Genomic DNA, 13948 nt, shown 5'->3' with positions numbered 1-13948 from the left:
TGGTTCTGAGACAACAACCTGGTTGTTGTTTCGCCGTGTTTCGGTGGTCATAGCGTGAGGGAAACGCCCGGTTACATTCCGAACCCGGAAGCTAAGCCTTTCAGCGCCGATGGTACTGCATGCGGGAGCGTGTGGGAGAGTAGGACACCGCCGAACTATCTTTGGAAGTCGTGGTCCCTGGACGTCAGTTCAGGGACCACGACTTTTTTGTGCGTCGTCACCGGCAGTTCACATTGCGTGGACATGATCCGACCATGGGGACAACACAGCTGACCGCAGCGGGCATCGGCGCCGGGGACGAGGTCGTGGTTCCGTCGTTCGGCGGGGCCGACGTGGCGCGAGCCGTCCAAGAGCTCGGAGCACGGCCTGTCTTCGCCGACATCGATGCCCACACCTACTGTCTCGATCCCTCGTCCGCCGAAGGTGCGGTGACCGCGCGGACCGCGGCCATCGTTCCCGTTCATCTCTTCGGCCAGGCCGCGGACATGGCCGCGCTGCGGGCCGCCGGCGAGCGGCGCGGTGTCCCTGTGGTGGAGTGGGAGCCCCTGCCCCGTACGGACGCGATCGACGCGGTGCGGCGGCGTCAGTACGCCACCTACCTCGGGCGCCGGCTCCGGGGTGTCGTTGTGCCGGAGGTCGGGGACGGTGCCGAGCACGCGTTCTCGGCGTATGCGGTCCGGGTGCCGGGGAACGGCAGACCGGATCGCGATGCCTTCCGCAGGGCGCTCAGGCTGCGCGGTGTCGAGTCCGACGTTCCCGTCCGGGTGCCGGCCCACCGGCTGCCGGAGTTCGCGCAGGATGTGCAGCGGACCGAGTGGTGCCCGTCCCTCCGGCTGCCCGAGGCGGAGCGGGCTGCTGACGAGTGCCTGACGCTGCCGCTGAGCGCGGCGATGACGAAGAAGGACCTGCAGCGCGTGGTGTCGGCCTGCAACGCGCTCGGGGGGCTGCTGCGGGAGCGCGTGAGCTGAGGTGTGGGCCGGTCCGGCGCCAGTTCGATCCATCGCCGTGGATCGGGTAAGATCTCTACCGCTGGCCGCGCCCCAATAGCTCAGTCGGCAGAGCGTCTCCATGGTAAGGAGAAGGTCAACGGTTCGATTCCGTTTTGGGGCTCTCTAGAAGCAAGTTGAAGGCCCCCGCCGTACGGCGGGGGCCTTCTTGTTTCCGGCCGCTCCTGTTCACAGCTGCTTCTGCTCCCGGCCACTCCTACTCCGGGACGCGCATCGCCAGGATGGCCATGTCGTCCGAGGGGGCGTCGCTGGCGAAGCGTTCGACGGCGCGCATGATGCGGGCAGCCACCGCGCCGGCGTTGAGGCCCGTGCAGGTGCCGAGGACGTCGGCCAGGCCGTCGTCGCCGAGCATCCGAGTGCCCTCGCGGCGTTCGGTCACGCCGTCCGTCACACACAGCAGCACGTCACCTGGGTCGAGGGACACGGTCTGCTCGTAGAGTTCCAGGTCTTCCATGACGCCGAGCAGGGGCTGGGGGTCGGCGGCGGGTTCCACGGTGCCGTCCTGGCGCAGGCGCAGCGGCAGCGGGTGGCCGGCGCAGACGACCTTCAGTTCGGCGCTGCCGTCCTCCTGGGGGCGCATCTCGCCGTAGAGGAGGGTGAGGAAACGGCTGCGCGCCCCCTCGTCCAGGATGGCGGTGTTGAGGCGCTCCAGTACGGCCGGACCGCCCAGGCCCTCCCGGGCGAGCAGCCGCAGCGCGTGCCTGGCCAGCCCGGTGACGGCGGCGGCCTCGGGGCCCGTACCGCAGACGTCGCCGATGGCGAAGCCGTAGACGCCTTCGCGGATCTCGAAGAGGTCGTAGAAGTCACCGCCGACCTCGTTGCCCTCGCCTGCGGCGCGGTAGATGACCTCGCGCTCGATCCCGCCTGTGATGTCGGGCAGTTCGGGCGGCAGGAGGCTGCGCTGGAGGGACTGGCTGATGGCGGTGCGCTCGGAGTAGAGACGTGCGTTGTCCAGGGCCAGCGCGGCACGGCGGGAGAGGTCCTCGGCCAGCTCCAGGATCTCCTGGCGGAACCGTTCGTCGGTGGGCTTGCCGAGGGTGAGCATGCCGATGACGCGGTTGCGCGCCACCAGGGGCAGCACGACGGTCTCGCCGCCGACCGCGGCCGCTGTGGCCAGGCTGGTGCCGGGGGAGAGCTGGTGGTCCTCGCCGTCCAGCGAGACGTTGCGCAGCGAGGTGCGCATGGCGGCGGAGTGCGCGGCCTCGGTGGGGGCCGCCCAGACGCGTGCTCCGGGGGTGGGGACCGGCTCGGGCGGCTCGACCTTGGCGAGCAGCGCCTTGAGGTTGTCGATGCGGTCCTCGTCCTCGTGCAGTACGTACGACAGCTTGGGGTCCGAGCCCTGGTCGGCGACGGTGTAGACGGCACACCAGGTGGCCAGGGTGGGGACTGTCATCTGGGCCATCAGGGCGAGCGTCTGGTCGCGGTCGAGGGTGCCGGCGAGCAGGTCGGAGGCTTCGACGAGGAAGGAGAGCGAGCCGCGGCGCAGGCGCTCCAGCTCGGTGAGGCGGGCCCGTTCGACGGCGAGGGCGATGCGGTCGGCGGCGAACTGGAGGCGCAGCGCCTCCTCGTTGGTGTAGCGCCCTGGGGCCTCGGTCGCGACGCCGAGGGAGCCGGTGAGCCTGCCCTCGACCTTGAGGGGGACGGTGACAACGGAACGCATGCCGGTGCCGTCCAGGAGCGGTACGGCGCCGGGGACGACGGTGAGGTCCTCGTGCACGGACGGCATCCGGGCCGATCCGTAGCGTCCGCTTCCGGTCTCGACGGGGACGCGGGCGAACCGCTGGCGGGCCGAGGGCAGGCCGGTGGAGGCGCGGACCTCCAGTTCGGTCTCGTCGTCGGTGGCCAGCAGCAGATAGGCGGAGTCGCCGTCGAGCATGTCCCTGGCGCGTTCGACGGTGCGCTGCAGGAGGCCGTCGAGGTCGTCGGGGGCCGGGGAGCCGATGAAGACCTCGAAGGGGTCGTCGGCCGACTGGTCCTGGGAGTCGCCGGCGGTGCCGGTGTTGTCGTGCGAGTGGACCCGGGGCGGGGACTGCAGGACAGCGCGTTCGTGCTCGCGCACCAGCAGACAGACCGTGGAGGGCTCGCCGTCGCTGTCGCGTACTCGCAGGTGGGAGGCGTAGACGGGGATGGTGCGGCCGTCCGAGCCGCGCATACCGTAGGAGCCCTCCCAGCGGGAGAGGCGCAGTGCCTCGGCGACGCCTGTGCCGGTGCCGGGGGTGTGGGGCCAGGCGGCGAAGTCGGTCAGGGGCTTGCCGACGACCTGGTCCGCCGGATAGTCGAACAGTTCGGTGGCGTCCTCGTTCCAGGCGCTGATCGAGCCGCTGCGGTCGACCTGGATGACGGCGACGCGGACGCGGGTGTCGGTGACCGGCAGCGCCGTGTCCGGGAGCGCGGGGCCCGCCGTACGCGTGCCCACCGGGCGCTCGGGAAGGTCGAGTCGGAACCAGACGCGCTTGTCCGACGCGGTGTAGTCGACGCCCCAGCGGGTGGCCAGCGCCGAGGCCAGCAGCAGCCCGCGGCCGCCCTCGCGGTCGGGGCCGGCGGGCTGCGGGTTGACCTCCTGGAGCGGCAGTTCGCGCTCCGGGTAGCGGTCGATGACCTCGATGCGGATGCCGTCCTCGTCGCGCAGACACAGCACCTCGGCGGCGGTTCCGGCGTGCACCACGGCGTTGGTGACCAGCTCGCTGGTGAGCACGACGGCGTCGTCGACGATGTCGGACAGGCCCCAGCCCTGGAGGGTGTCGCGTACGAAGCCGCGCGCGGTGGCGACGGAGCGGCCCACCGGTTCGAAGGTGGCGGCGGCTCGTGCGGTGATCACTGGTCTCCCCATGGATGTCCTGTCGGCCAGGCGCACTGGTGTGCGCTGTGCGGTCAGGGCCGCCGTGACGGTCCCCGCCTCCTCGTTCGGGCCTTGTTGTGAGCCCAGGGCGTCCGGGGGGACCCCGGTGGGGAGGCCCCCGCGCTCGGCGCTCTGCTCTTGCGTCACCGCAGCGCCCCTCCGTCGCCCTTCGTACTCACACCGCTGCCCCCTGCGAAGCCCCTACCCATTTGACCCGGTCGGGCACCCCGCCGACATGGGGGTGAACGGACAGCCGGGTGCCAGGTTACTTACGTATCCACGGCGAGTGGCCGCCGGATGCGGGTGATTTCCCACCGGGTCCGCGAACGCAGTGCGATATGCCATGCTGCCGAACTGTTATCGCCGGGTTCGGGCAGGGTGAAACACTGGGAAGGCTCGGAGTACAAGGGCCCGGGCAGGAAGGTCGACCCGCAGGAGGGGCAGTGGAGTCTGGCACCACAACCGCGCGTAGCGGCAACACGCGCGCGAAGGGCGGACGGTCCCGTCGAAGCGGGACGGTCGAGGTGGACGCCGCGGCCCTCAACAAGCTTCTGACCGGGCTGACGGCGATGCGGGACGGCAATTTCCGCAAGCGGCTGACCGTGACCGGTGAGGGCCCGATGGCCGAGATCGCCGCGGTCTTCAACGAGGTCGCGGACCAGAATCTGCACCTGACGGGTGAGCTGTCCCGGGTGCGGCGGGTGGTCGGACGTGAGGGAAAACTCACAGAGCGGCTGCAGACCGGCACGTGTGAGGGCTCCTGGGCGTCGGCGATCGACGCGGCGAACGCGTTGGTGGACGACCTGGTGTGGCCCGTCTCCGAGGTGGGCAGGGTGCTGACGGCCGTCGCCGACGGTGACCTGGAGCAGCGCATGGACCTGCGCTCGCGTGGGGCCGAGGGCGGCGGGCATCCGCTGCGGGGGGAGTTCCTGAAGGTCGGCCGTACGGTCAACGGCCTGGTGGACCAGCTCTCGGCGTTCACGGACGAGGTGACGCGGGTCGCCAGCGAGGTCGGGACCGAGGGCAAGCTGGGCGGCCAGGCGCGGGTGCGCGGAATGTCCGGTTCCTGGAAGGACCTGACTGATTCCGTCAACACCATGGCGTCGCGGCTGACGGCTCAGGTGCGGGATATCGCTCTGGTGACCACGGCGGTCGCCAAGGGTGACCTTTCACGCAAGGTGACCGTTCATGTCGCCGGCGAGATGCTGGAGCTGAAGAACACCGTCAACACGATGGTGGACCAGCTCTCCTCCTTCCAGTCCGAGGTCACCAGGGTCGCGCGCGAGGTCGGGACCGAGGGCGAGCTGGGCGGCCAGGCGCGGGTGCAGGGCGTCGCGGGCGTGTGGAAGGACCTGACGGACTCCGTCAACCTGATGGCGGGCAATCTGACTTCCCAGGTGCGCGAGATCGCCCAGGTGACGACGGCGGTGGCCAACGGCGACCTGTCGCAGAAGATCACCGTGAACGCGCGGGGCGAGGTGGCGCAGCTCGCCGAGACGATCAACGCGATGACGGACACGCTGCGCACCCTGGCGGACGAGGTCACGCGGGCCGCCAGCGAGGTCGGCACGGACGGCGTGCTGGGCGGCCAGGCGGTGGTGCCGGGGGCCGCCGGGATCTGGAAGGACCTGACGGACTCGGTCAACTCCGCGTTCCGGAATCTGACCGCTCAGGTGCGGGACATCGCTCAGGTGACGACTGCGGTGGCGAACGGTGATCTGTCGCAGAAGGTCACCGTGGATGTCTCCGGTGAGATGCAGGAGTTGAAGAACACCGTCAACACGATGGTCGACCAGCTCTCCGCGTTCGGCGCCGAGGTGACCCGGGTCGCCCGGGAGATCGGCGTCGAAGGTGAGCTGGGCGGGCAGGCGGCCGTGCCCGGCGCGGCCGGCACCTGGAAGGACCTGACGGACTCGGTCAACACCGCGTTCCGCAATCTCACAGGGCAGGTCCGCAACATCGCTCAGGTGACGACTGCGGTGGCGAACGGTGATCTGTCGCAGAAGGTCACCGTGGATGTCTCCGGCGAGATGCTCCAGCTGAAGAACACCGTCAACACGATGGTGGACCAGCTGTCCTCCTTCGCCGAGCAGGTGACCAGGATGGCCAGGGACGTGGGCACCGAGGGCCGGCTGGGCGGCCAGGCCCGCGTGGACGGCGTCTCGGGCACCTGGAAGGACCTGACGAACTCCGTCAACTTCATGGCCAACAATCTGACCTCCCAGGTGCGGCAGATCGCTCAGGTGACCACGGCGGTCGCGCGGGGTGACCTCTCGCAGAAGATCGAGGTCGATGCGCGCGGCGAGATCCTGGAGCTGAAGAACACCATCAACACGATGGTCGACCAGCTCTCGGCCTTCGCCGACCAGGTCACCCGGGTGGCCCGTGAGGTCGGTACGGAGGGCAGGCTGGGCGGTCAGGCGCAGGTGCCGGGCGTCGCGGGCGTGTGGCGGGATCTGACCGATTCCGTGAACGGTATGGCCGGCAATCTGACCAGCCAGGTGCGCAACATCTCGCAGGTGGCCACCGCGGTGGCCCGGGGTGATCTGTCGCAGAAGATCGACGTGGACGCGCGCGGCGAGATCCTGGAGCTGAAGACCACGCTGAACACGATGGTCGACCAGCTCTCGTCGTTCGCCGAGGAGGTCACCAGGGTCGCCCGCGAGGTGGGAACGGAGGGCATCCTGGGCGGCCAGGCGGAGGTCAAGGGTGTCTCCGGCACCTGGAAGGACCTCACGCAGTCGGTGAACTTCATGGCGAACAACCTGACCTCGCAGGTCCGCAACATCGCCGAGGTCACCACGGCTGTCGCACAGGGCGACCTGTCCAAGAAGATCACCGTCGACGCCAAGGGCGAGGTGCTCGCCCTGGTGACGACCGTCAACACCATGGTGGACACCCTGTCGTCGTTTGCCGAGCAGGTGACCCGGGTGGCCCGTGAGGTGGGCACCGAGGGCATTCTCGGCGGCCAGGCGCGGGTGCGTGACGTGTCGGGTATCTGGAAGGACCTGACCGACAACGTCAACATCATGGCCAACAACCTCACCAGCCAGGTCCGCAACATCTCCCAGGTCGCCACGGCGGTCGCCGGGGGTGACCTGACCAAGAAGGTCACCGTCGAGGCCAGCGGCGAGGTGGCGCAGCTCGCGGACACGGTCAACACGATGGTCACCACGCTCTCGTCGTTCGCGGAGCAGGTGACCCGGGTGGCCCGTGAGGTGGGCACGGACGGCGTGCTGGGCGGCCAGGCGCGGGTGCAGGGCGTCGCGGGCACGTGGAAGGACCTGACCGAGTCGGTGAACTCGATGGCGTCCAACCTGACCGGCCAGGTGCGGCAGATCGCCATGGTCACCACCGCCATCGCCAAGGGCGATCTCACCAAGAAGATCGACATCGAGGCCAACGGCGAGATCCTGCAGCTGAAGACGACCATCAACACGATGGTCGACCAGCTGTCGTCGTTCGCCGAGCAGGTCACCCGGGTGGCCCGCGAGGTGGGCACCGAGGGCCAGTTGGGCGGTCAGGCCCGGGTGCCGGGAGTCGCCGGTACGTGGAAGGACCTGACCGACTCCGTCAACGAGATGGCGGGCAACCTCACCCGTCAGGTGCGGGCGATCGCCGAGGTCGCCACCGCGGTGACCCGTGGCGACCACAACGTCCGTATCGACGTCGAGGCGGCCGGGGAGATCCTGGAGCTGCAGGGCTACATCAACACGATGATCGCCAACCTGCGGGACACCACGCAGGCCAACCAGGAGCAGGACTGGCTCAAGGGCAACCTGGCGCGCATCTCAGGACTGATGCAGGGCCGCCGCGATCTGCGGGACGTGGCGGGGCTCATCATGAGCGAGCTGACGCCGGTGGTCTCCGCGCAGCACGGCGCGTTCTTCATCTCGCTGCCGGAGGGCACTCCGGAGGGCGCGGTGGGCGTCGGCGCGGGGCCCGGTGAGGACGGCAAGTACGAGCTGCGGATGCTGGGCAGCTACGGCTACTGCACCGACAGCATGCCCACCTCCTTCCTGCCGGGCGAGTCGCTGGTCGGCACGGCGGCGAAGGAGAAGCGCACCATCGAGATGGGCAATGTGCCGCCCGGCTATCTGAAGATCTCCTCGGGGCTCGGCGAGGCGCCGCCCGCGCATCTGGTGGTGCTGCCCGTCATCTTCGAGGGCACGGTGCTCGGTGTGATCGAGCTGGCGTCCTTCCAGCCGTTCGGACAGATCCAGAAGGACTTCCTCAACCAGATCGCCGAGATGATCGCCACGAGCGTCAACACCATCAGCGTCAATATGCGTACCGAGCGGCTGCTGGAGCAGTCGCAGGAGCTGACGGCGCAGCTGAAGGAGCGCTCGGCGGAGCTGGAGAACCGGCAGAAGGCCCTCCAGGAGTCCAACGCGGCGCTGGAGGAGAAGGCCGAGCAGCTCGCACAGACCAACAGCGACATCGAGATCAAGAACCGGGAGATCGAGGAGGCGCGGCAGGTCCTGGAGGAGCGTGCCGAGCAGCTCTCGGTCTCGATGCGCTACAAGTCGGAGTTCCTGGCCAACATGTCGCACGAGTTGCGCACGCCGCTCAACTCGCTGCTGATCCTGGCCAAGCTGCTGGCGGACAACGCGGAGAACAACCTGTCGCCCAAGCAGGTCGAGTTCGCCGAGACGATCCACGGCGCGGGCTCCGACCTGCTGCAGCTGATCAACGACATCCTCGATCTGTCGAAGGTCGAGGCGGGCAAGATGGACGTCAGCCCGACGCGGATCGCACTGGTGCAACTGGTCGACTATGTGGAGGCCACCTTCCGGCCGCTGACGGTGGAGAAGGGGCTGGACTTCTCGGTGAGTGTCTCGCCGGAGCTGCCCGCCACGCTCCACACCGACGAGCAGCGGCTGCTGCAGGTGCTGCGCAATCTGCTGTCCAACGCGGTGAAGTTCACCGACAGCGGCGCCGTCGAGCTTGTGATCCGCTCGGCCCGCTCGGATGTGCCCGGCGCGATCCGCGAGCAGATGCTGGAGCACGGTTCGCTGCGGGACCCGGACTCGGAGCTGATCGCCTTCTCGGTGACGGACACCGGCATCGGGATCGCGCAGAGCAAGATGCGGGTCATCTTCGAGGCGTTCAAGCAGGCTGACGGCACCACGTCGCGCAAGTACGGCGGCACGGGCCTGGGGCTGTCCATCAGCCGGGAGATCGCACGGCTGCTGGGCGGTGAGATCCACGCGGTCAGTGAGCCGGGCCGCGGCTCCACCTTCACCCTCTACCTGCCGCTGCACCCGACAGAGCTGCCGCCGCAGGGCTACGGGCAGCTCGCCTCGGGCAGCGCCCCGTTGAGCCTGCCGGAGGCGCGTACGGGAGTCGCGGAGGCGCCGGCCGCCGAGCAGGAGGAAGCGGCGGCGCAGGCCGGGCCGGGCAAGGGCACCGGGACGGCTCCCGCGGCCCCCGAGCAGACCGCGGAGGAGGCGGCGCACTCACTGGCCGACCGGCGGCGGATGCGGGACGCCAGCGGCCAGGCGCAGCCCGAACTGCCCCCGGAGGCACGCCCGTCAGCACCGTCGGACAACGGTGCCGGCAGTGCGAACGGGACCGCCAACGGGGCGGTACGGGGCAACGGCGCGGCTGGGCGAGTGGCGGGCGCCGACGAGCAGCAGGGCGGCGCGGTGGCCGAGAGCGGCGGCGCGGCCGCCGAGGCACCGGGGCGGGAAGCGAGCGGGGGAGCGCAGGAGGCGCCCTCCACCGCGACGGGCGGCACCGGCGATCTGGCGGGCCGGAAGGTGCTCATCGTCGACGACGACATCCGCAACGTCTTCGCGCTCACCAGCGTCCTGGAGCAGCACGGCCTTCAGGTCCTCTACGCCGAGAACGGCCGGGAGGGCATCGAGGTGCTGGAGCAGCACGACGACGCGGCAGTGGTGCTGATGGACATCATGATGCCGGAGATGGACGGTTACGCCACGACGGCGGCCATCCGCAAGATGCCGCAGTTCGCCGGTCTGCCGATCATCGCACTGACCGCCAAGGCGATGAAGGGCGACCGGGAGAAGAGCATCGAGTCCGGTGCTTCCGATTACGTCACCAAGCCGGTGGACACTGATCACCTGCTGGATGTCATGAGGCGGTGGATGGACGGCGGGTGAATATGACACCGTGTCGATGAGGGCCATATGTTGACTCAGTGTGGTCAAGCGCGTGTGGAAACGCGGTAAACCGGGAACCTTTTGGTCCCCTGGGGCGTTTCTGCTACGTGCACAGTGACATCTCGGTGACAGGGTGTGGCGGACCGCAGGGTGCGGCTACCATGACCGGCACAAGGACGGGCGGCGGCGACAGGAGGCCGCTCCCAGGGGCGGCGTCCGAAAGGCTGCCGGGGCGAGGAGGACGGGCCATGGTGCAGAAGGCCAAGATCCTCCTGGTCGATGACCGGCCGGAGAATCTGCTGGCGCTGGAGGCCATTCTCTCCGCGCTCGATCAGACGCTGGTACGGGCATCGTCAGGGGAGGAAGCGCTCAAAGCGCTGTTGACCGACGACTTCGCGGTCATTCTGCTGGATGTCCAGATGCCGGGCATGGACGGCTTCGAGACAGCTGCCCATATCAAGCGCCGCGAGCGCACCCGCGACATCCCCATCATCTTCCTCACGGCCATCAACCACGGTCCGCACCACACCTTCCGCGGCTATGCGGCAGGCGCTGTCGACTACATCTCCAAGCCGTTCGACCCCTGGGTGCTGCGGGCGAAGGTCTCGGTCTTCGTCGACCTCTATATGAAGAACGTGCAGCTGCGCGAGCAGGCGTCGCTGCTGCGGCTGCAGTTGGAGGGCAACGGCGGCGAGCGGCGCACCGGCGCGAACGAGGACGGCGACGAGGCACAGGGCCTGCTGGTCGAGCTGTCCGCGCGCCTTGCCGCCGTCGAGGAGCAGGCCGAGGCGCTGACCAAGCAGCTGGGCGACTCGGCTGACGCAGCGGCAGTGGCGACCGCCGCCCACTTGGAGCGCAAACTGGCGGGGCTGCGCAGCGCACTTGACGCGCTCGGCCCGGGCGCGGACGGCGACCCCTCGACCCAGGTGCCCTCGCAGAACTGAGACCCCTCGCAGCACCGGGAGGGAGCAGTACGGCGCGCTTGAGGGGGAGCAGTACAACGCACTGAGCGGGAGCAGCACACCGCGCGCCCGGAACTGACGACGGGTCGGGGCCCGGCTGCGGAACGGCAGTCCCTGTGAGCTCATGCGGTACCCCGGTCATCCGTGCCTCGGATGCCCGGCCCAGGTAACCTCACACCTATGGCCTCACGCGCGTCGGGAACAGGAAAGGCTGCCAAGAAAGCACCCGCCAAAAAGGCTGCCCCGAAAGCCGCGAAGGCGGCCCCGGCGAAGAAGGCGCCGCCCAAGAAGGCACCCGCCAAGAAGGCGCCTGCCAAGAAGCCCGCGGCCAAGGGCGGCAAGGGCAAGGGCGCGCCGTCCCCCAGCAGCGGTGTGCTGAGGGTGCTCAAGGCCTGCTGGCTCGGCCTCGCGCACGCGGTCGGCGCCGTCCTGCGCGGTATCGGACGCAGCGGCAAGGCGCTTGACCCCGCACACCGCAAGGACGGCCTCGCACTGCTGCTGCTCGGTCTGGCGCTGATCGTGGCCGCCGGTACCTGGTCCAACCTCCAGGGCCCGGTCGGCGATCTGGTGGAGATGCTGGTGACCGGCGCGTTCGGCCGGCTGGACCTGCTGGTGCCGATACTGCTGGCCGTCATCTCCGTACGGCTGATCCGCCATCCGGAGAAGCCGGAGGCCAACGGCCGTATCGTGATCGGCCTTTCGGCGCTGCTCGTCGGGGTGCTGGGGCTCGTCCACATCGGTTGCGGCGCCCCCGGCAGGGGCGAGGGCGAGGACACGCTGCGGGACGCGGGCGGCCTGGTCGGCTGGGCCGTCTCCCGGCCGCTGATCGCCACCATGGGCGAGATGCTGGCGGTGGCGCTGCTCGCGCTCGTCACCGTCTTCGGGCTGCTGGTGGTGACGGCGACTCCGGTCAACGCCATCCCGCAGCGGCTGCGGGCCGCCGGGGTACGGCTGGGCCTCGTCCAGCCGGTGGCCGGGTACGACTACGACGTCGAACCGGACGAGGAGGAGCCGACTCCCGGGCGCCGGGCGCACAGCATGCGCAAGGAGCAGATCGCTCCCGCGCTCGCCGAGAAGGAGGCCCTCGATCGTCGTCGTCGCGCAGGCCGGCAGAGCAGGCGGGGTGCCGGAACGCAGGAGCCGCTGCCCGAGGACGGCGCGGTGGTCGGTGCGAGCGCCGGGGAGACCGAGCGGACGCTGGACGCGGTCGATCTGGCCGCCGCCGCTGCGGCCTCGCTGGACGGCGCCGTGGTCAACGGCATCCAGCCCTCGCCCGTGGTCGCCGATCTGACCAGCTCGGTTGCCAAGTCCCGCGGCAGGAAGGGGCAGGCCACAGGCGCCGACTCGGTGCCCGGTGCCCGGGGTGGGGGACGGAGCGGCGGGCGGGGTGGCGCGGACAGCGCCGGTGCCCGGCCCGGCCACGCCGACGACGAGGTCACCGAGCGGACGCCGGTGCCGGACCTGACCAGGGCGCCCGCGCCACCGGAGCCGGCCGAGCTGCCGCCGCGCGCCGAACAGCTCCAGCTGTCGGGGGACATCACCTATGCGCTGCCCTCCCTCGACCTGCTGGAGCGGGGCGGGCCCGGACGCTCCCGCAGCGCCGCCAACGACCAGGTGGTGCAGTCGCTGACCACCGTCTTCACCGAGTTCAAGGTGGACGCGGCGGTCACCGGGTTCACCCGCGGCCCGACGGTCACCCGCTACGAGGTGGAGCTGGGCCCCGGTGTGAAGGTCGAGAAGATCACCGCGCTGGCCAAGAACATCGCGTATGCCGTCGCCAGCCCCGATGTGCGGATCATCAACCCGATCCCCGGGAAGTCCGCAGTCGGTATCGAGATCCCCAACAGCGACCGCGAGATGGTCAATCTCGGGGACGTGCTGCGCTCGGCGGAGGCGTCGGGCGAGCACCATCCGCTGCTGGTCGGGCTCGGCAAGGACGTCGAGGGCGGCTACGTTTCCGCCAACCTGGCGAAGATGCCGCACATCCTGGTCGCGGGTGCCACCGGCTCCGGCAAGTCCTCGTGCATCAACTGCCTCATCACTTCGGTGATGGCCCGCGCCACCCCCGAGGATGTGCGGATGGTGCTCGTGGACCCCAAGCGGGTCGAGCTGACGGTCTACGAGGGCATCCCGCACCTGATCACGCCGATCATCACCAATCCGAAGAAGGCGGCCGAGGCGCTCCAGTGGGTCGTACGCGAGATGGACCTGCGCTACGACGACCTTGCGGCGTTCGGGTTCCGCCATATCGACGACTTCAACGAGGCGGTGCGCGCGGGCCGGGTCTCGGCTCCGGAGGGCAGCGAACGGGAGCTGACGCCTTACCCCTATCTGCTGGTCATCGTGGACGAGCTGGCCGACCTGATGATGGTGGCGCCGCGCGACGTGGAGGACGCGATCGTACGGATCACCCAGCTTGCGCGGGCGGCGGGTATCCACCTGGTGCTGGCCACCCAGCGGCCGTCGGTCGATGTCGTCACCGGCCTGATCAAGGCCAATGTCCCCTCCCGGCTCGGCTTCTCCACCTCGTCCCTGGCCGACAGCCGCGTCATCCTCGACCAGGGCGGAGCCGAGAAGCTCATCGGCAAGGGCGACGGGCTGTTCCTGCCGATGGGCGCCAGCAAGCCGATCCGGATGCAGGGTGCCTACGTCAACGAGCACGAGGTCCAGGCGGTCGTCGAGCACTGCAAGGCCCAGATGACGCCCGTCTTCCGGGAGGATGTGACCGGCGGCCAGAGCAAGAAGAAGGAGATCGACGAGGAGATCGGCGACGACATGGATCTGCTCTGCCAGGCGGCGGAGCTGGTCGTCTCCACCCAGTTCGGCTCCACCTCGATGCTCCAGCGAAAGCTGCGGGTGGGCTTCGCCAAGGCGGGGCGGCTGATGGACCTGATGGAGTCGCGGGGTGTGGTCGGCCCCAGCGAGGGCTCCAAGGCGCGGGACGTCCTGGTCAAGCCCGAGGAGCTGGACGAGGCGCTGACGGTCATCAGGGGCGGCGAGTAGGCCCACCCGGCA

5 protein-coding genes, 1 tRNA gene and 1 rRNA gene are annotated in these 13948 nt (G+C 69.7%); 6 read left to right on the top strand and 1 reads right to left on the bottom strand.

All coding sequences use genetic code 11. The annotated features are described in order from the left end of the window. Positions 1-39 precede the first annotated feature (39 nt). The 3 genes from rrf (at position 40) to HC362_RS08165 (ending at position 1110) form a co-directional block, all read left to right on the top strand. Positions 40-156, top strand: a 5S ribosomal RNA gene (rrf, locus tag HC362_RS08175). Positions 157-254: 98 nt separating this feature from the next. Then, positions 255-968 carry a DegT/DnrJ/EryC1/StrS family aminotransferase gene (locus HC362_RS08170; protein ID WP_243083250.1) on the top strand — a complete coding sequence of 238 codons (714 nt, stop codon included), beginning with the start codon at positions 255-257 and terminating at the stop codon, positions 966-968. Positions 969-1037: 69 nt separating this feature from the next. Next, positions 1038-1110, top strand: a tRNA-Thr gene (locus tag HC362_RS08165). Positions 1111-1203: 93 nt separating this feature from the next. Here the strand turns inward: HC362_RS08165 and HC362_RS08160 are convergent. Then, positions 1204-3825 (bottom strand): SpoIIE family protein phosphatase, encoded by a 2622-nt coding sequence (locus HC362_RS08160; protein ID WP_243088429.1) that lies wholly within the window; start codon positions 3823-3825, stop codon positions 1204-1206. 464 nt (positions 3826-4289) lie between these two features. Between HC362_RS08160 and HC362_RS08155 the strand changes: the two genes are divergently transcribed. The 3 genes from HC362_RS08155 to HC362_RS08145 all read left to right on the top strand — a co-directional run bounded on the left by HC362_RS08155 (position 4290) and on the right by HC362_RS08145 (position 13936). Then, complete coding sequence (locus tag HC362_RS08155) at positions 4290-9971, top strand: HAMP domain-containing protein (protein ID WP_243083249.1); 5682 nt, start codon at positions 4290-4292, stop codon at positions 9969-9971. Between the two features lie 248 nt (positions 9972-10219). Beyond that, positions 10220-10915 (top strand): response regulator, encoded by a 696-nt coding sequence (locus HC362_RS08150; protein WP_243083248.1) that lies wholly within the window; start codon positions 10220-10222, stop codon positions 10913-10915. A 198-nt stretch (positions 10916-11113) separates the two neighbouring features. Continuing rightward, positions 11114-13936 (top strand): DNA translocase FtsK, encoded by a 2823-nt coding sequence (locus HC362_RS08145; protein ID WP_243083247.1) that lies wholly within the window; start codon positions 11114-11116, stop codon positions 13934-13936. The last annotated feature ends 12 nt before the right edge of the window (positions 13937-13948 follow it).

Source organism: Streptomyces sp. 891-h, assembly GCF_022760275.1.
Lineage (GTDB): Bacteria > Actinomycetota > Actinomycetes > Streptomycetales > Streptomycetaceae > Streptomyces > Streptomyces spirodelae.
Note: the sequence above shows the minus strand (reverse complement) of the source record. Positions and strands in the feature narration are given on the sequence as shown.